Annotated in this window: 16 protein-coding genes; 5 read left to right on the top strand and 11 right to left on the bottom strand. The window is 61.7% G+C overall.

Annotated elements, in window-relative coordinates; all coding sequences use genetic code 11:
- Positions 1–23: 23 nt before the first annotated feature.
- The 4 genes from STHERM_RS01445 to pepT are packed head-to-tail and all read right to left on the bottom strand — an operon-like array spanning position 24 to position 5,379.
- A complete protein-coding gene (locus tag STHERM_RS01445) occupies positions 24–1,325 on the bottom strand; it encodes a DUF6175 family protein (protein ID WP_013313102.1) in 1,302 nt (433 codons plus the stop codon).
- Between the two features lie 25 nt (positions 1,326–1,350).
- The gene (locus STHERM_RS01440; RefSeq protein WP_013313101.1) at positions 1,351–2,700 is read right to left on the bottom strand and encodes a hypothetical protein; all 1,350 of its coding nucleotides are present in this window, start codon (positions 2,698–2,700) and stop codon (positions 1,351–1,353) included.
- A 48-nt stretch (positions 2,701–2,748) separates the two neighbouring features.
- Positions 2,749–4,080: a hypothetical protein gene (locus tag STHERM_RS01435; RefSeq protein WP_013313100.1), complete on the bottom strand. Its 1,332-nt coding sequence runs from the start codon at positions 4,078–4,080 to the stop codon at positions 2,749–2,751.
- A 12-nt stretch (positions 4,081–4,092) separates the two neighbouring features.
- The gene (gene pepT / locus STHERM_RS01430; protein ID WP_013313098.1) at positions 4,093–5,379 is read right to left on the bottom strand and encodes a peptidase T; all 1,287 of its coding nucleotides are present in this window, start codon (positions 5,377–5,379) and stop codon (positions 4,093–4,095) included.
- A 79-nt stretch (positions 5,380–5,458) separates the two neighbouring features.
- On the opposite strand from pepT, the gene STHERM_RS01425 reads away from it, so the two are divergent.
- From STHERM_RS01425 to STHERM_RS01410, 4 genes are all read left to right on the top strand, one after another.
- A complete protein-coding gene (locus tag STHERM_RS01425; protein ID WP_148223844.1) occupies positions 5,459–6,370 on the top strand; it encodes a DUF2156 domain-containing protein in 912 nt (303 codons plus the stop codon).
- A 182-nt stretch (positions 6,371–6,552) separates the two neighbouring features.
- A complete protein-coding gene (gene glnA, locus STHERM_RS01420; RefSeq protein WP_013313097.1) occupies positions 6,553–7,977 on the top strand; it encodes a type I glutamate--ammonia ligase in 1,425 nt (474 codons plus the stop codon).
- 101 nt (positions 7,978–8,078) lie between these two features.
- Positions 8,079–8,744, top strand: coding sequence for an HAD-IA family hydrolase (locus STHERM_RS01415; RefSeq protein WP_041623136.1), 666 nt, complete (start codon positions 8,079–8,081; stop codon positions 8,742–8,744).
- A complete protein-coding gene (locus STHERM_RS01410) occupies positions 8,722–9,234 on the top strand; it encodes a hypothetical protein (RefSeq protein WP_013313095.1) in 513 nt (170 codons plus the stop codon). Before STHERM_RS01415 ends, STHERM_RS01410 begins: the two co-directional genes overlap by 23 nt.
- On the opposite strand, the gene STHERM_RS01405 is transcribed toward STHERM_RS01410, so the two are convergent.
- The 5 genes from STHERM_RS01405 to STHERM_RS01385 form a co-directional block, all read right to left on the bottom strand.
- On the bottom strand, positions 9,162–10,226 hold the full coding sequence (locus tag STHERM_RS01405; RefSeq protein ID WP_041623134.1) for an ABC transporter ATP-binding protein: 1,065 nt from the start codon (positions 10,224–10,226) through the stop codon (positions 9,162–9,164). The genes STHERM_RS01410 and STHERM_RS01405 overlap by 73 nt on opposite strands.
- The gene (locus tag STHERM_RS01400) at positions 10,223–11,209 is read right to left on the bottom strand and encodes an ABC transporter ATP-binding protein (protein WP_013313093.1); all 987 of its coding nucleotides are present in this window, start codon (positions 11,207–11,209) and stop codon (positions 10,223–10,225) included. Before STHERM_RS01400 ends, STHERM_RS01405 begins: the two co-directional genes overlap by 4 nt.
- 11 nt (positions 11,210–11,220) lie before the next feature.
- Complete coding sequence (locus STHERM_RS01395) at positions 11,221–12,324, bottom strand: ABC transporter permease (RefSeq protein ID WP_013313092.1); 1,104 nt, start codon at positions 12,322–12,324, stop codon at positions 11,221–11,223.
- Positions 12,325–12,328: 4 nt separating this feature from the next.
- Positions 12,329–13,264, bottom strand: a complete 936-nt coding sequence (locus STHERM_RS01390) for an ABC transporter permease (RefSeq protein ID WP_013313091.1) — start codon at positions 13,262–13,264, stop codon at positions 12,329–12,331.
- A 121-nt stretch (positions 13,265–13,385) separates the two neighbouring features.
- A complete protein-coding gene (locus tag STHERM_RS01385) occupies positions 13,386–14,966 on the bottom strand; it encodes a peptide ABC transporter substrate-binding protein (RefSeq protein WP_013313090.1) in 1,581 nt (526 codons plus the stop codon).
- A gap of 166 nt (positions 14,967–15,132) precedes the next feature.
- Between STHERM_RS01385 and STHERM_RS01380 the strand changes: the two genes are divergently transcribed.
- Positions 15,133–16,029, top strand: coding sequence for a 1-acyl-sn-glycerol-3-phosphate acyltransferase (locus STHERM_RS01380; RefSeq protein ID WP_013313089.1), 897 nt, complete (start codon positions 15,133–15,135; stop codon positions 16,027–16,029).
- Here the strand turns inward: STHERM_RS01380 and STHERM_RS01375 are convergent.
- Both STHERM_RS01375 and STHERM_RS01370 read right to left on the bottom strand, forming a co-directional pair.
- Positions 16,001–16,897 carry a UPF0158 family protein gene (locus STHERM_RS01375; RefSeq protein WP_013313088.1) on the bottom strand — a complete coding sequence of 299 codons (897 nt, stop codon included), beginning with the start codon at positions 16,895–16,897 and terminating at the stop codon, positions 16,001–16,003. The genes STHERM_RS01380 and STHERM_RS01375 overlap by 29 nt on opposite strands.
- Positions 16,884–18,581 carry a proline--tRNA ligase gene (locus STHERM_RS01370; RefSeq protein WP_041623691.1) on the bottom strand — a complete coding sequence of 566 codons (1,698 nt, stop codon included), beginning with the start codon at positions 18,579–18,581 and terminating at the stop codon, positions 16,884–16,886. Before STHERM_RS01370 ends, STHERM_RS01375 begins: the two co-directional genes overlap by 14 nt.
- Positions 18,582–18,605: the final 24 nt, after the last annotated feature.

Genomic DNA, 18,605 nt, shown 5'->3' with positions numbered 1-18,605 from the left:
CATGTGGAAGTATCATTCCGGACTCATTCCAGTCCGGTGTTGAAAGTCAACGACTTTCCTCGTATCAACACGGGCTCGAGGTACTCGAGGCCCGCAACGGTATCCGCCACTTCGTAGACGAGCTCCTCGAGCTCCTCCGTTCTCCCTAGAAAATATACCGCAAACTTCGTCTCTTCTCTGGTCTGATACACGGTCTGGATGTCCTTCACCCGTTCCTCTTTCCGCAAGGCCGACCTGAAGGCCGCCACCACCCTCGCGTCGGGCGTACCCTCGAGCACCAGGTCGTAACGGATCCCCCGGCTGTAGGCCCTGGCGAGGAGCTGCTTCGCCTGCCCCACCGCCACGGGCATGGCCTTGTAGATCGTGGACTGCAGGGCGTTGGAGACGGCGTCGAACTGCGAGACCCGGCTGAACGTCCGGGGGCTGCTGTAGGGAACCGAACCAAGGAGCGCACCCGTCGACGGGTCGAAGATCTTGACGGTGACCTTGGCGCTCCCGTAGTGGTTCTCGCCCTTCGTCTCCCCCTCGGTGACCGCGTCGATCTCGAGGTAGACATCTGCATTCAGCCGCTGGGCGATCCACTGGATGATGGACACCGCCTCGCCGGTCTCCTCCTCGTAGACCATGCGCTGCTCCTCCTTGAGCCGCTCGATCTGATCGATGTCGATGAGCGAGAAGCCCTGCGAGGCCAGGTAGCTGTTCGCCATGGAGACTGCCGACTTCATGAGGAACGGGTCCTCCTTCGAGTCCTCGGAGAAGTATACCATGTAGGTGAGCCGCTCGAGGTACTGTTCGAGGAAACGTTGTTCCTCAGGCGTCAAACCGGCCCCTCCGGATGCAGTCCCCTGCACCTCTCCCGTGGAAGGTCGAGGGGCTTCGGCCGCCGGGGCTCCGGACCCACCCGGTATCCCGTTCGCATCGAGCACTTTCTGGATGGCGTCGAGCTTCACCCGCACCCTCAGATCGTACACGTATCGAGGCTCGTCGATACTCCCCACGTTCTCCTTCCTGAGGTTCTCGAGCGTCTCCATGTGGAGGAAGGCGTTCGGGTTGCTCGTGCGATAGAGCACCTCTTCGAGCCTCGCCCTGTGCGCCTGCTCCACCTCCGGTCCGAGAAGGACGATCACCCCTCGTCTGATCGCATCCACCTTCGCGGCAGAGAGCGCCTCCCCGAGGGTCGCCCCCTCTCCGTGGGCCTCCACCACGTCGCGGGGGACCTGGGCAGGAGCACCACCCGAGGCGCGCTGCGAGGCACACCCCGCGGTCAGGACGATCCCGAAGACCAACAGGAAGGCGACCCCACCTATGGTCGACACCTTTCTCATACTCACTCCTCCTTGCAAAGATTCCTCACTGTTTGAACGTCACCGCGAGCGAGAACGACGGCCCGTAGTACGTCCGTGCCACATCGATGAGATCACCCAGCGCCTCGTCGGCGAGACCGAACCACAACGAGAAACCCGGCTCAACCGTGAGCTTCACGTCCCTCGAGACGAGGTAGCTGAGCGAGAGAAAGGCCTTCCCGCCGAAATGGGTCATCACGAGGAATCCCTCGTCACGCTCCTCCTCCTCGAGAGGGAAGAGCCCTCCGGCTCCCACCACCAGGGTGGGGGCGATCTGGAGACGGCCGAGGTACCAGTTGGTGATCTCCGCACCCACGTACGTCTGGATCGGGATGTAATCGAAGATCATCGCCACGAGGGCCCACATCCTGAAGGGGAACTCGAATCCCACCGTGGGCCTGAAATCGAAAAACCCTCGCGAGACCGTGGCCCTGACGCCGAAGGAGGCAACGTTCTCGTCGCGTTCCGCGGACTGGGGGGATACCACATAGTTGAGGTACGGGAGCACCTCCACCCCCACCCGGGGAACCTCCTGGAGCTGATCGCCCACCGTGGGCCGTCGTGCGGCATAGAGGGGGATGGCCACGCTGTAGTCCTCCTGCACCTCCTTGACGAGGAGGAGCCCCGACTCCCGCACCCGCTCCCTTCCCAGGGGAGAGATGTCGGCGAGGAGGAGCACGAACTCATCCCCCACCTGAAGGCCCATGTTCCTTCCGAATTCGAGGTAGATCTCCCCTCCCTCCACCTCGAGCACCGTAGTACGCACCACGAAGGCCTTCCTGAGCTCGTACTCGAGAAACGTGGGGACCATGTCGAGGGCCTCGGTGAGGGCCTCGGTCCTGGTCTTCGACGCCCCATCCGCCTCGATGGAGAACTGTGACTCCACGCTGTCATCCGCCACGTTGTACACCGTGACATCGAGCCGGAGATAGCTCTTGTAACCGGCCCGCGTCCTCTCAAGCTCGAAAAGCGAGAGCTGAGGTACGATCACCATGAAGGATCCCAGGAGCCGCCTGAAATCCGCCTCGGTGAAGGCCTCGTGGCCCATGAGCACCTCCTCCGGTATCTCGGCCGCGGCCTCCTTGTACTCCTTGAGCCGGGCGATGAACGAATCGAGGTCCCCGGACGAGATGCTCTGGGAGTAGCCTATCACATCGAACCTTCCCATCTTCACCACCGTGGCCCGCACCATCTCGGAGAGGGAGGCGATCACCTCCTCGGGCACGTTGCCCGCGGCGTTGTACACCTTGAAGACCGCCACCTCCTGCCTGGTGGAGAGTTCCTGGGCGGAGAGAGAGATGATCCCCGCGAGGAGGAGTACGACACATAGAGAGAACTTCGGCCTTCGGTCGATCATGGAGCGATCCCTCCTTGACAGAAAGTATAGTACACTCTCGGCACAATATCAGGGAGTTTCCGTAGAACTGTGAGAACTGTTTTCCATGCGGAGCCCCAGCTCGTCGACGAGGAACCGGGTCCCCCCATCCTGAAGTACCACCCGGCGCGGCCGGAACCCCGGAACTCGAGCCTTCACCTCCTCCGTACCCTCCAGGCTCACCACATAGTCCCCCGTGGAATAGGCGAAGTCGAGGACGAGGGACGAGCCCGCCATCGTGAGCGTCGCGAGGTCATTCGTCCCGGATGGGTCCCTCTGTCGCAGGACCAGCGTCCCCCCTCCGCCCCATACCTCGAGACGCGCCCCACTCCCCTCCACCAGGACGAAGGGCGCGCGCTCCTCTCCTTCGGGAGCAGCCTTCACGAGCCCCCTCATCTCGAACTTCCATGCGGACGACTGGAGAGAGGAGGAAATCGGGAAGACCAGTCGGGAGTCCCCCCCTATGAGATAGCCGAGGGTCCCATCCTCGTACGAGAGCAGGGGCTTCCCTTCCACCTGGAGAGCGGTCCCATCCGGCTCGTCTCCCGCGGAGCCGTCGTTCACGAAATCACCCCTGAAGTGATAGAGGAAGAGATAGTCGGCATTGGGCCCCAGTTCCCCGGGAAGGGCCTCGCCCACCTCACCCACCACGATGGAACCGCGTGAGCTGAGCGAAGAGGAGAACTCGGGGTACGCTTCTTCGCTCCAGAGGGGGAAGAGTTCCATGGTGAGCGTATAGGCTCCCTCTTCCTCGGGAACCTGCCATCTGAGGACCTGAGCCCCCTCGGAGTACCACCCCTCCTGGACGACCTTCTCCCCGGCCTTCCACCGTATCCATGCGTCGGCATCCTCGGGAAGCCGGACTCTGCCTTCCACGAGCACCTCGGCCTTCGGTCTCGCGATGGGAGGGTGGGCCTCTATCCTCAGGATCCCGTACTCCTCGGGCGAGGAGGCATAGAAGATCCACCGTTCGACCTCCTCCCCTCTCACTCCGTTCTCGAGGTAGACGAACCTGAGGCGGTACCATCCTTCTTCCATATCGTCGGGAAATGCGACATCCAATGCCCACTGATGTTCATCGTTCTCGGGAAGGACCTGCGTTGAAGAGAGGAGGATCTCCCCATCGATCCGGAGGAGTTCGATGGAGAGCTCCCTCTCCGGCGGGGAGGTCTCCTCCTCGGCGGATTCCACCAGCACCAGCACGGATACCCCCTGATGCGAGACCACCTCTCCGTCGCTGACCCCCGAGATCTCCACCTTGCTCTCCTGGAGGAAGCCGTACGAACACCCTCCCCCCGCTCCGACGAGGAGGAGGAGTCCTGCCACGAGAAAGGCACTGTATCCGCGGGCCCGCCCTTTCATGTTCCCTCTATACTATAGTGTACCACTATTTTCGGAATCTGTCCAAAGGGAAATGAGTCTCAGGACCACCGCCGCCGCACGTTCCATGACCGGAAGCGCCACCCACTCATGGGTGGAATGCATGAGCATCGCCCCGGTGAAGAGGTTGGGTACCGGCTGCCCGAGCCGTTCGGCGATCCTCGCCCCGTCGGTCCCCCCCCTGATCCTGCGCACCTTCACCTCACCGCACACGTCCTCCACCGCCCTCCGGGCATAGTCCACGATGCGGGGATCCCCTCCTTCTACCTCGCCCATGTTCCGGTACTGTTCCTCGAAGGAGAGGGACACCCCGCCACCCGGAAAGGCCGCCTCCACCGCACGGGCGAGGGCCCGTAGGGCCTCCTTCCTCCGGTCCATCTCCCCGCTCTCGAAGTCCCTGAGGAGGATCTCCACCCTGGCCCGGTGCACCTCACCCTCGATTCCCAACGGATAGTAGAAACCGTACTCACCGTCGGTCGCCTCGGGACTCTCGTTACGTGGGAGGAGGGAGACGAGGAGGGACGCCATGCTCACTGCATTGACGAGCTTCCCCCGTGCGGTCCCCGGATGCACCGGACGACCCGTGCATTCCGCCACCACCTTCCAGGCGTGAAAACACTCGGTCTCCAACGAGCCCTCCTCTCCTCCGTCCACGGTGTAACAGACCCTCCCTACGATCCGATCGAAGTCGAGCCCCTCGGTCCCCCTCCCCACCTCCTCGTCGGTGGTGAAGACGAGCATGACCGGGCCGTGCGCCACCTCAGGATGGCGCACCAGGGTCTCCACGGCGCTCATCACCTCGGCGATCCCCGCCTTGTCGTCCGCACCGAGGAGGGTCGTCCCGTCCGAGGTGACGATCGGCGCGCCTGCATAACGGGCGAGCTCGGGCGCCTCCTCGAGGGTGATACGACCGTGGGGGAGCCGGAGATCGCCCCCCCGGTACCCACGATGCACGACAGGAGTCACGCCCTCTCCCGGGGCATCCTCAGAGGTGTCCACATGGGTGAAGAAACAGAGGGGCGTGCTGTCCTCACACCCCGGTGTGGGGGGAAGCTCGGCGTAGAGACATCCCCGATCGCTCAACGAGATCTCCAGGCCCAGCCCCTCGCACTCCCTCTCGAGGAGCCGAAGGAGGTCCCACTGGGAGGGGGTGCTCGGCGAGGAAGCACTCTTCCTGTCGGACGAGGTCCCCACCCTCACATACGTGAGGAAGCGTTCGAGCAACCGCTGGGAGTCTATCTCGATATCCTCGATATCCTTGTGAAACCTGTTCCCGTTCATGAGGCCACCATACCGCAGGGCCCTCCACCGAGTAAAGTATTCCCTTTACGGGAAGGCGGGTTTTTCATATTGTATAGATATGGCTGAATATACCGGTTCCCTCACCAGCGACATCCAGACGGAAGTCCCCTCGTATCCCGAGTGGGGCCCCCTCGATCTCTCCATGCGGCCCCTCCTCCATCCCCGGCTCGTGATGATCCCCGAGGGGATCTCGGAGTTCACCTTCGCCGACCTGTACCTCTTCCGTCACACCTATTCCTACCGCATCACCATGCTCCCCGGAGGAACCTTCGCCATCTCGGGGCACAAGGAGGGGAAACGCTTCTTCATGCTCCCCTGCGGGCTTCCGGAATGGGACGTGCTCGAGGACCTCTTCCGGACCCACGACTTCCTCAAGAACCTCTCGGAGTCCCACTGTCGGGAGTTCCGGACCCGACTCGAGGAGAAGGGATACGTGGTGGAGGAGGACAGAGACAACTTCGACTACCTCTACCGGAGGGAGGATCTCGCCGACCTCTCGGGCCGCAAGTATCACAAGAAGCGGAACATGATCAAGGCCTTCATCAACAACTACACCTACGAGGAGGTTCCCATCACCAAGGCGAGAATCGAAGACGCCCTTGCGGTGCTCGAGGCATGGAAGGAGGAGAAGGGTGAGGAAGGAGACTACGAGGCGGCCAGGGAGGCACTCATCCTCTGCCGCACCCTCCGTCTCAGGGGGTACCTCTACTATGTGGACGGCCGTCCTGCGGCCTACACCCTGGGCGAACCCGTGGCACGGGGGAGGATGTTCGCCGTACACTTCGAGAAGGCCCTCTCCGGCTACAAGGGGATCTACCAGTTCATCAATCACGCCTTTGCGGCCACCCTCCCGAAACACTACAGGTACATCAACAGGGAACAGGACCTCGGCCTACCGGGACTCAGGCAGGCGAAGATGAGCTACCATCCCTGCGGATTCGTGAGGAAGTACAAAGTCACGAAAAAGTAGGAAAATCTATCAAGATCCTACATTTTCGTAGAACACATCCCCCTCCTCTCCCCTCGCATCGTCCATCATACTGTGGTATGGTCATGATATAGAAGTTCCTGACGAGTTGGTACGGATATTGCTTGACAATAATTACGTCGGGGCACTTCTATACAGACAATACTTTGTAGGGAGGAATACGAATGATTCCAGCCAAGACACCAAAAGAGCTCATGGCCTTCGTGGAGAGGGAGAAGGTCGAGATCGTGGACTTCCGTTTCATGGATTTCCCCGGCCTCTGGCAGCACTTCTCCATCCCTGCCCGCGAGCTCTCCGAAAAGACCTTCGAGGAGGGGCTCGGGTTCGACGGGTCGAGCATCCGGGGATGGCAGGCCATCAACGAGTCGGACATGCTCGTGATCCCCGTGCTCGAGAGCGCCTTCCTCGATCCGTTCACCCAGCACAAGACCCTGGTGCTCATCTGTAACATCCACGATCCCGTGACCCACGAGGCCTACACCAAGGACCCCCGCAACATCGCCCGCAAGGCCGAGGCCTACCTCAAGTCCTCGGGGATCGGCACCACGGCCTACTTCGGCCCCGAGGCCGAGTTCTTCGTGTTCGACGACATCAGGTTCGATCAGACCGTGAACGCAGGTTACTATTACATCGACTCCATGGAGGGGCGATGGAACTCGGGCCGCGAGGAGAACCCGAATCTGGGGTACAAGCCTCGCTACAAAGAAGGGTATTTCCCCGTGCCGCCCACCGATTCGCTCCAGGATCTGAGGAGCGAGATGACGCTCATCCTCGAGAGCATCGGGGTGCCCATCGAGGCTCAGCACCACGAGGTGGCCACCGGAGGGCAGTGCGAGATCGACATGCGCTTCGACTCGCTCGTCACCATGGCCGACAAGCTCCTCAAGTACAAGTACGCGATCAAGAACACGGCACGGAAGTACAACAAGACCGTGACCTTCATGCCCAAGCCCCTCTTCGGCGACAACGGGTCGGGGATGCACGTGCACGTCTCCATCTGGAAGGACGACAAGAACCTCTTCGCCGGTAACGGGTATGCCGGACTCTCCGAGACCGCCCTCTATGCGATCGGGGGTATCCTCAAGCACGCCCCCGCGATCCTCGCCTTCACCAACCCCACGACCAACAGCTACAAGCGGCTCGTGCCGGGGTTCGAGGCGCCCGTGAACCTCGCCTACTCCAGCAGGAACCGGAGCGCGGCGGTCCGCATCCCCATGTACTCCGACAGTCCCAAGGCGAAGCGCATCGAGTTCCGCTGTCCCGACCCCTCCTGTAACCCCTACCTCGCCTTCTCGGCCATCCTCATGGCCGCCATCGACGGCATCCAGAACAAGATCGATCCGGGCCAGCCGCTGGACAAGAACATCTACGACCTGCCGCCCGAAGAGGCCGCCCAGGTTCCGCAGACGCCGGGCTCGCTTCGTGAGGCCCTCAAGGCCCTCGAGGAGGACCACGACTTCCTGCTCAAGGGAGACGTGTTCACCGAGGACGTGATCGAGACATGGATCTCCTACAAGATGCAGAACGAGGTGCTCGCGGTGGAGACGAGGCCCCATCCCTGGGAGTTCGCCCTCTACTACGACATCTGAACGGCATCTCTCCTGCATACCGAGGGCTGTCCTCACGGACAGCCCTTTTCGGTTATGGAAAGGCCTAGGAGGAGCGGGGGGTTTTCAGTATATTGAAGGGGATGATACGGCACATACTCCTCGACCTCGACGACACCCTCTATGAAGGCTCCGAACACCTCTCGAGTGTGGTCGACGCACGGATGACCGAGTTCGTCGCACGTCTCCTGGAGGTACCGGAGGATCAGGCCCTCAGGATGCGTAGGTACTACGCCTCCCGGTACGGCTCCACCCTCACCTGGCTCTCCGAAGGATGCGGACTCCCGGCCCCCTTGCTCGACGCCTTCCTGGAGTACGTCCACCCGGAGGACATCCGGCCTTTCATCCTGAGACCGGAGGTCGACGAAACCTGGCTCGCCGGCCTCGAGGCACCCTTCTCCATCTTCACCAACGCCCCCCTCGAGCACGCACTCAGGGTCCTCTCCGCCATCGATGTCTCCCCCGGTCTCTTCACCCGGATCTTCGACGTCCGGGCCTGCGGCTACCGGGGAAAGCCCCACGCCTCCGCCTACCAGCACGTCCTCTCTTCGCTCGGCATCCCGGCCTCGGCATCTCTCCTCGTGGACGACAGGGAGGAGAATGTACGGGCCCTCGCCGGCCTGGGCGGCTACGGCGTGCTCCTCCTGCGGGATGGACAGGAAGGCCCCTATCCCTTCCCTACGATACGCTCGCTCAGAGAACTCCCCCGGATCCTGGAGGAATTGGATGGACGTCTCGCTCGTCTATAGGCGCCCCGACGCCTCCACGCGGACCCTCTCCGTCCCCCTCTGGCTCAGGATGAGCGCCGGAGCGGCCCTCGCGGTCCTGGGAGCCATGCTGCTCCTCTTCCCCCCACCCACATGGATCTCGGGCCCGCTCGGCCTCCTGCTCCTCTTCACCCTCGGCTACAGGGAGACGTGGCGGTTCAACGGCCACACGGGAACCGTACACCATCTCCACGGATGGGGGCCGCTCCTCTGGAGGCGTCTCGCCTTCCGCTTCTCGGAGATCGAATCCATAGAGGTGGAACTCTCACCCTACCCCTCCTCCCTCTCCGACCGACACCGTATCCCGCCACGCCGCTACGGACGACTGGTCCTCACCCGATCCGGGGGGGAGCGTCACATCCTCGATGTCCGCTCCTCACGCGACCACGGCCTCCTGTTTCAGTGGGCGGAGGATCTCGCGAGGCTCTGCGGCCTTCCGGGCGCCGGCTCCTCCTCGGCCTCGTCTCCGTAGAGGAAACACGCCACCTGGTGCCCCTCCTCGCGGTCTACCAGGCGGGGGATCCGCTCGCGACACACATCCATCCTCCGGGGACACCTGTCGTAGAAGTAGCACCCCTTTCGCTCCACGTCGGGCGAGGGCACGTCGCCCGAGAGGATGATGCGCTTCCGCTTCGCCTCCACCTGCGGATCGGGGATGGGTATGGCGGAGAGGAGGGCCTGGGTGTAGGGGTGGAGGGGGTTCCTGTAGAGCTCCTCGCTCCGGGCCACCTCCATGATCTTCCCCAGGTACATGACGGCCACCCTGTGGCTCACATACTCGATCACCGCGAGGTCGTGGGCGATGAACAGATAGGAAAGCCCGTACTCCTCCTGAAGGTCCTTGAGCAGGTTGAGGATCTGCGACTGGATGGAGACGTCCAGGGCGCTCACCGGCTCGTCGGCGAGGATCAGACGGGGATTGAGGGCCAGGGCGCGGGCGATCCCGATCCGCTGGCGCTGCCCTCCCGAGAACTCGTGCGGATAGCGGTTCTTGTAGAGCGGGGACAGGCCCACCCGGTCCATGAGGCCCTCCACGCGCTCGTCGATCTCCTTCTTCGACATCGAGAGGAGGCCCCGCTGCACATAGATCTCGAGCGGCTCGGCGATGATATCCCTCACCACCATCCGGGGATTGAGGGAGGCATAGGGGTCCTGGAAGATCATCTGGATGTCCTTGCGCACCGCGAGGAGATCCTTGAGGGAGAGGGACGTGAGGTCCTTCCCCTCGAAGATCACCTTCCCCGCCGTGGGCCGGTAGAGTTGATTGATGGCCCTGATGGTGGTCGATTTCCCGCAGCCGGACTCTCCCACCAGCCCCAGCGTTTCACCGGAACCGAGCGAGAAGGAGACGCCGTCCACGGCGCGTATGTAACCCACGGTCTTCTTCACGATGATCCCCTCCTGGAGGGGGAAGTGGACCTTCAGGTTTTCGACCGTGAGGAGAGATTCGCTTCGATCCATCATCGACTCCCTTCTTCGGCATAGAGCCAGCACTTCACCGTGTGGCCGTCTTCCAACACCGTCTCCGGAGGATATGCCCTCTTGCAGACGTCCATGGCCTTCGGGCACCTGGGGTAGAACGGACAACACTCCGGCAGATCGATGAGGTTGGGCGGCTGTCCGGGGATCGAGAAGAGACGCCTCCCCCGGGGTTTGTCGAGACGGGGCACCGAGTTGATGAGGGCCGACGTGTACGGGTGGGCGGCAGAGGCGAAGAGCCTGTCCACGGGCGCCTCCTCCACGATGCGTCCTGCGTACATGACGTGCACCCTGTTGCACATACCGGCCACCACCCCCAGGTCGTGGGTGATGAGGATCACCGAGGTGCCGAACCTGTGGGCGAGATCCTTCATGAGGTCGAGGATCTGTGCCTGTATGGTCACGTCGAGAGCCGTGGTAGGCTCGTCCGCGATGAGGATCTTCGGGTTGCACGAGAGGGCCATGGCGATCATCACCCGCTGACGCATCCCCCCCGAGAACTGGTGGGGATAGGCGTCGATGCGCTTGTGAGGCGAAGGGATACCCACGAGAGAGAGCATCTCCACGGCCTTCTCACGGGCCGCCTTCGCCTCGAGCCCCTGGTGGAGCCGGATCGTCTCGATCATCTGCGTGGAGATCCGCAGGAAAGGGTTGAGGGAGGTCATCGGGTCCTGGAAAATCATGGAGATATCCTTTCCCCTGATCCCCCGCATCTCCTTCTCCGGAAGCTCGAGGAGATCCTTCCCCTGGAAGAGGATCCTCCCCCCCACGATCTTCCCCGGAGGAGAGGGGACGAGTCTCATCACGGAGAGGCTCGTCACCGACTTGCCGCATCCCGATTCACCCACGATCCCCACGATCTCGCCCGCACGCACCGAGAACGAGACCCCGTCCACCGCCTTCACCACTCCGTCGTCGGTTCTGAAATACGTGCGCAGATCTTCCACCTGTAGTACCGTATCGCTCATATCCACATTCCTCACAACGCGTTTTTGCTCTTCGGATCAAAGGCGTCCCTCAGTCCATCCCCCAGGAAATTCATGGCGAAAAGGAAGAGGGTCATGGCGAGCGCGGGGAAGAACAGACGCCAGGGGTAGAGGGTCATCCCCTCCACACCGTCCCGGATGAGGGATCCCCAGGAGGCATAGGGGGCCGAGATGCCGAGCCCGAGGAAGGAGAGAAAGGCCTCCATCATGATGAACGAGGGGATCCTGAGGCTGGAGAAGACGATGATCACGCCCAGGGTGTTCGGGACGAGGTGTCGGAAGATGATCCGGGACGTGGGTGCCCCCATGGCCCGCGCGGCTTCGACGAACTCCGCATTCTTGAGGGAAATGATCTGGCCCCTCACCACCCGGGCCACGGTGAGCCAGCTCACCAGGGCGAGGGCGAAGAAGAGGTTGAACATGTTGTTGCCGAAGATCGCCATGAGGATGATCACGATGAGCATGTAGGGGAGTCCGTACATCACGTCCACGATCCTCATGAGGATGTAGTCCACCCGCCCCCCGAGATACCCGGCGATGGCCCCCACCAGGATCCCGATGAGCACGCTCGTCAACGTACCGATGACTCCGATGGCGATCGATATCTGGCCGCCGTAGATGATCCGGGCGAGCATGTCGCGGCCCAGGTAGTCCGTGCCGAGTACGTACACCCTCGTGTGCGGGTTGATCTCCTTGCCGTCCACCACGATGCGGTCATGTTCGATCCGGTAGCGGATCTCCTCGAGATGGGCCTTCTCCTCCTCGGTGAGTTCGGAACGCCCCTCGGCGGCCGCCTTCTTCAGGAGGTACTCGTACTCCGTGTCGTACCAGACTTCACCCGCCGGCCTGAGCGAAGGCGGAAGGTTCTGATGCACCGGGACCTGGAAGTCATACCTGTGGATGGGGAGGATGGGGGCGAGCAGCGATATGAGGACGTAGAAGGTCACGATCCCGAGACCCACCATCGCCATCCTGTGTTTCTTGAGCCTCCTCCAGGCGTCCTTCGTGAGGCTCGTACCCTTTGACGGTATGTTCGAAAGCCCGTGCTCCTCCGCCTGAGCCGCGGTGTCCGATGTAGATACTCGCTCCTGTGCCATGCGTCTACTCCCTGTATGAGATACGCGGATCGAGAAGTCCGTAGATGATGTCCACCACGAAGTTCATGAGTACCAGGATCACCGAATAGACGATCACCGTCCCCAGGATGAGGGTGTAGTCCCTGTTGAAGGCGGACTGCACGAAGTACCGTCCGAGGCCCGGTATCCGGAATATGGTCTCCACCACCACCGAACCGGTGACGATCCCCGCGAAGGCAGGTCCAAGGTAGCTCACCACCGGGATGGAAGCCCCCTTGAACACGTGCCTGAAGAGGATGACCGGGGTGGAGAGACCCTTCGCCCTCGCGGTGCGGATGTAGTCGCTCTGGAGCACCTCGAGGACGCTCGCGCGGAAGAGCCGCGCGATGTTCGCATAGTAGGGGAAGGCCAGTGTGAGGGCAGGCATGATGAGGGTCTTGAGACCTTCCCTACCCGTGATCCATCCCGACGTGGGCAGGACCTTCCATTTGATGGCGAGGAAGTACATGAGCACCGGGCCGGTGACGAAGAGGGGCACGGAGATCCCTATGATGGCGATGGACATGGAAGTGTAGTCCACCCAGGTGTTGCGATAGAGTGCGGAGACGGCCCCTGTACCCATCCCCAGCACCACGGCGATAAGGAGAGAGACGGCTCCCAGGATGAGGGAGTTGGGGAGGCTGGTGAAGATGTAGTAATTCACGTCGTGATCCTGGTACTTGAACGACGGCCCGAGATCCCCCCTCAGCACCAGGTCCCCCATGTACCTGAGGTACTGCATGAGGATCGTCTCGTCCATGTGATACTTCTTCTCGATGTTCTCCAGGATCTGCTTGGGAAGGGCCTTCTCTGCATCGAACGGCCCGCCCGGAGCAAACCTGATGATGAAGAAACTCAAGGTGACGATGATGAAAAGGGTGGGGATGAGCCCCAGAAAACGTCGAACGATATACTTTCCCATCCGCAACCATCCTTACGCCGAGAGTCCAGAAGACACACATTCCCACATGTGGATTGTCGTACGACCGTTATACCATGGAAAAGGGCCCGGAGGCTATACCTCCAGGCCCCGGGATACACTGCTACTGCTTGAGATAGATGTTCTTCACAGGATGGATGTCCATCACGTTGGGGTACCATCCTCCCCACTTGTCGGTATCGATGAGGTTGATCGTCACGTAGAAGTAGAGGGGCATGATCGCATGATCCTGGGTGATGAGGAGCTCCTCGGCCTGCATGAGGACGTCGAAGCGCTCAGGACCCGGTTCCATGGTGGCGGCCTTGTGGATGAGGGCATCGTATTCGGGATTGCTGTAGAAGGCGTCGTTCATGTCACCACCGGTCACGAACATGTCGAGGAAGGTGTTGGGATCCTGGTAGTCCCCCACCCATCCGGCGCGTGCAATCTCGAAATCTCCGGCCCGTCTGGTGGCGAGGTAGGTCTTCCACTCCTGGTTCATGAGCTTCACCTCGATACCCAGGTTGACCTTCCACTGCTGCTGGATGAACTCGGCGATCTTCTTGTGTCCCTCGGAGGTGTTGTAGAGGATCGTGAGTTCGGGGAACCCTTCCCCATTGGGATAGCCAGCCTCTGCGAGCAGGGCCTTCGCCCTCTCGAGGTCTTCACCGAGCCCCTTGACGCCTGCATACCCTTCCATGGGCGGCACGATTCCATAGGCTGGAATCTGACCCGCCTGGGTCACACGCTCCACCAGTTCCTTGCGGTTCACGGCCATGGAGAGGGCCTTCCTCACGCGGGGATCGTCAAGAGGCTTTCTCTTATTATTGAAGATGTAGTAGTACGTCGCGAGAATGGGGTTCACATGGTAATCCGCACGCAGCTGAGCTTCCTTGATCCTGTCGGTAGGGACGGTGGTCTGCCAGTCGAGCTCGCCATTGAGGTACATGTTGTACGAGGTGTTGTTGTCGTCGATCGGCAGGAAGGCCACGCGGTCGAGCTTCACCGCGTCCCGGTCCCAGTACTTCTCGTTGGGGACACAGGTGATCTTCTCCTGCGGGTTCCAGGCCTCGAGCACGAACGGTCCGTTGCCCACGAAGTTCTCGGGCCTGGTCCATTCGTTGCCGTACTTCTCTATGGCGTGGAGGGGCACCACGGCGAACGAGTAGTGGGCGAAGGCGTCCAGGGCATAGGGGAGCGGCCCCACCAGGTCCACCTTCAGGGTGTAGTCGTCGATCACCTCGACCCCCAGGGCCTCAGGTCCTGCTTCGCCGCTGTTGTACTCGGCTGCGCCCTTGAGGAACATCGCGGGGAACCAGGCATAGGGAGCGGCGGTCTCGGGGTCGAGCATCCGGATCCACGAATCCTTCACGGTCTGGGCCGTGATGGGCGTACCGTCGGACCACGTGGTCTTCCTGAGTTTGAAGGTGATGGATGTCCGGTCCGGACTGAACTCCCAGCTCTCGGCCAGACCCGGCACCGCACGGGCGGTCTCGGGATCATAGGCCACAAGTCCCTCGAACAGGGCCATGTAGATCCTGTGCTCCGGCACACCAGAGATGAGATGCGGATCCAAGGACTCGGGTTCCGCACCGTTGTTGAGGATGAACTCCACGGCCTTCGCCTCCTTCTTCGCACAGCCGGTGAAGACCGCAACGGTGATGAGCAGGACGAGTCCCACTCCTATGAGCAGCGTTCGTCTCACGTTGGACCTCCTCTTCACGATATGGGCCTGTTCATGACAAGCCGAATATTATCGTATCGTAAATATAGTATTTTTGCAAATGCTTTCGCCCCCTCCCTTCTCAGCCCACAGCCGAATTTGTATACTATAGTGCTGGAAACGACATCGAAGAGGAGTGAACCACGCCATGAAAGGCCCCATTTCCAAGGTATACGCCCATCTCATCGAGGAGATGCTCGACAAGACCCGTCATCCACAGAGGATCACCCCCGAGACCGTGTGGCAGCCCGCCAATCTCGAGATCAGGCCCTACATCCACAGGATCATAGAAGAACTCCTCCTCCCCGGAAGCAGGATCGAAGGCCTGGAACACCTCTACACACTCCACAAGGAAGCTCGAAAGGGAAAATCGTGCCTCCTCCTGGTGGAGCACTACAGCAACTTCGACCTTCCTGTGCTCGTGTACCTTCTCGAGAGACAAGGGGGAGAGCGAGGGAGGCAGGTCGCTGACGCCATCGTCGCGATCGCCGGCCTCAAACTCAACGAGGCGAACCCCCTGGTGAAGGCCTTCACCGAGGCCTACTCACGCATCGTCATCTACCCCTCCCGTAGCCTCTCCAGGCTCGATCCGTTGAAGATGCCCCAGGAACTCCTCAAGAGCAGGGCCATCAACAGGGCGGCGATGCACGAGCTCATACGACGAAAACATTCCGGCTACATCACCCTCGTCTTCCCCGCAGGCACCCGATACCGACCGGGCAAACCCGAGACCAAACGGGGGGTGAAGGAGATCGATTCCTACCTGCGGAGCTTCGATCTCGTCTCCTTCGTGGGGATCGCAGGGAACATCCTCAGGATCAATCCCGACGACGAACGAATGGAGGACGACCTGGTGGTTGAGGACAAGGTGGTGATCCTCGTATCCCCACCGGAAGACGCGCAGCAATTCCGCTCGTCAGTCCGTGAGACGGCGCCCCACCTCGCGGACAAGAAGCAGTGGGTCGCCGACAAGATCATGGAACGCCTCGAGGAACTCCACACGGAGGCGGAGGCCCTCAGGGCGAGCGATCCTCCTCGGGGATGAAGAGGTAGGTCGTGCTCGCGGCCTGAAACCCCGCCATCTTCACCTCGTCCTCGAGTTCCTTCGCCTTTCCGGGAAGCTCCACGAGGGCAGTCCCGCCTCTGCGCTCCACCCCTTCCCACCACCTCCGCCACAAGGCCTTCTCGAGTCCCAGCCCCTGGAACTCGGGGAAGACGTGGAGGAGCAGCAAGTGGTGCAGGGAGTCCCCCGCCACCTTGTACCAGCAGAGTCCTGCGATCTCATCGGAGGGCGTGAGACACACGAGGTACCGGTCCTCACCCTCGAGAGCAGACATCACCTCCTTCATCCTCAGCCCGATCACCCCTCTCCCCCCCGGGAAAAGCTCCGTCCACGCGCCATCCACGAGGGGGGTCACGGCGTGGGAAAGACTCTCGCCCTTCAGATCGAAGAAGGAGAACTCACCCTCCAGGAGCCCCTCGATCTCCAGGTCGTCCTCCATCTCCAGGGGGAGAGAGGAGAGCCCCCAGGACTGTCTCAAGGCATTGTACCACTGGACCACTTCGCGGCGCATCCATCGATCCTTGAAGGCGAACCAACGCCTCTCCACGAGTGGGAACTCCTTGAGGGCATCCTTGAACCTGCGGAATACCTTCTCCCGGGAAGAGAGGATGCGCCTCAGGCGTTCCTTCACCACCCGGTTCCTGAGCGAGGCCACGAAACTCTCCATGAGACGATAACCCTGTACCGGTCCCCATGGGGGCAGGTCCACGTAACGGTCCTCACCCTCTTCCCTCCCCTCCACGGGGCAGAGGGTGCAGGTCTCCGTATCGAAACAGAGCGCCCGCTCCTGGTTCTCCATGCCGTAGACGATCAGGTCGATGATCTCCGGGGTGAGGTCAAACCGGGCCATACTGCTCCTCCAGGTAGTGCACGAAATCCTCCACCCGCTGGTAGGCCAGCTTCCACACCTTGCCGGTGCTCCGTTCTTTCACCTCCACCTTCCCTTCTTCGAGGAGCTCCTGGGTGAGGAGGATACGGTACGGGATCCCCAGGAGGTCTGCATCGAGGAACTTCCGGCCGGGGGAGAGGTGCCGGTCGTCCAGGAGGGCCCGATCCCCCAGGGCCTCCGCAAGGGCCTCGACTTTCCGCTTCATCGAAAGCGAATTACCGATCGACATGAGAAAGACCATGAAGGGGGCCACCTGGGGAGGCCACACGATACCGTGCTCATCGCTGTTCGTCTCCACGATCATGGAGATGAGCCGTCCCATCCCTATACCGTACGAGCCCATGTAGGGGTGGATCTCCCGTCCCCTCTCGTCGACGAACGAGAGTCCCATGCGCTGCGAGTAGAAGTCCCCCAGCTTGAAGATGTGCCCTATCTCCACGGCGCGTTCCTCCTGCATGGGGGTACCGCAGTAGTAGCACCTGTGACCCGCCCACACCTTCGCGATGTCCGCCACGAGATCCCCTTCGAAATCCCTCCCGAAGTTCGCATTCACGTAGTGATGGTCCTCACGCCCCGATCCTATCACCAGGTTCGAGGAGTCCGCCACCGCGGTATCGACCACCACCACGATCCCGTCCCTGCGGTCGAGGGGCGAGAGGTAACCGGGAACGAGCCCCCTCTCACGCAGCTCGGTGGAGGAGGCGAGGCCGAAGACAGGGGTTCCGAGCACCTGGGAGAGCTTCTCGGTACTCACCTCGTAGTCCCCCCGCACCACGGCGAGGACGAGCCCCTTCCCCGTGTGATAGGCCATAGTCTTTGCGAGACCACTCTTCGGTACGGAGAGGTGCGTCACCAGATCATCCATTGATACGCATCCTGGTGTCTCCACCTCCTCCATGGGAAGAGGGATCTGGGTCCTGAGGGGCTTGATCCCGATCGCGATATCCTGGTTGGCCGTATATCCGCACGAAGGACATCGGATCACCACGTTGTCTCCCCTCTCCGAGGGGACGAGGAACTCGTAGGATCGTTCACCCCCCATGTACCCCACCCCCGCCTCGGCCACGATATAGGGGACATTACAGGTTCGGAACACCCGCTCGTACGCGTGAAACACCTTGGGGAAGAAGTTGTTGAGATCCGCGTAGGTTCTGTGGAAAGAATAGCCGTCCTTCATGATGAACTCCCGGGATCTCAGGAGACCGATCCTCACGCGCTCCTCGTCGCGATACTTGGTCTGGAACTGGTAGAGAAACACGGGGAGCATCCTGTACGACCGCATGCTCTGCCGGAGAAGCTCGACCATGGCCTCCTCGTGGGTGGGAGAGATCACCATCTGACGTCCCGCCCTGTCGGAGAACTTCACGAGGTCACCCCCCACCAGGAGGTCCCTCCCCGAACGCTCCCAGAGCTCCATCGGGTTCACGAGAGGCGCCAGCACCTCCTGGCCGCCGAGGCGCTTCATCTCACCGGCGATGAGGCGTTTGAGCTTGTAGAAGACCCGAAGCCCCAGGGGGAGGAAGGAGTAGAGCCCTTGCCCCAGCCCTCTCACATACCCCCCCTTCACGAGGAGGCCGTACGGTGTCCCCTCGTGCTCTCTCGGGAGGGTCCTGAGGGTGTGCGGGAAGAGCTGCGAATACCGCATGCGTGTATTGTGAGGGATGTACAC

The sequence above is a fragment of the Spirochaeta thermophila DSM 6192 genome, from assembly GCF_000147075.1.
GTDB classification, from domain to species: Bacteria; Spirochaetota; Spirochaetia; order Winmispirales; family Winmispiraceae; genus Winmispira; species Winmispira thermophila_A.
This window is presented reverse-complemented; position numbering and strand designations above follow the sequence as displayed.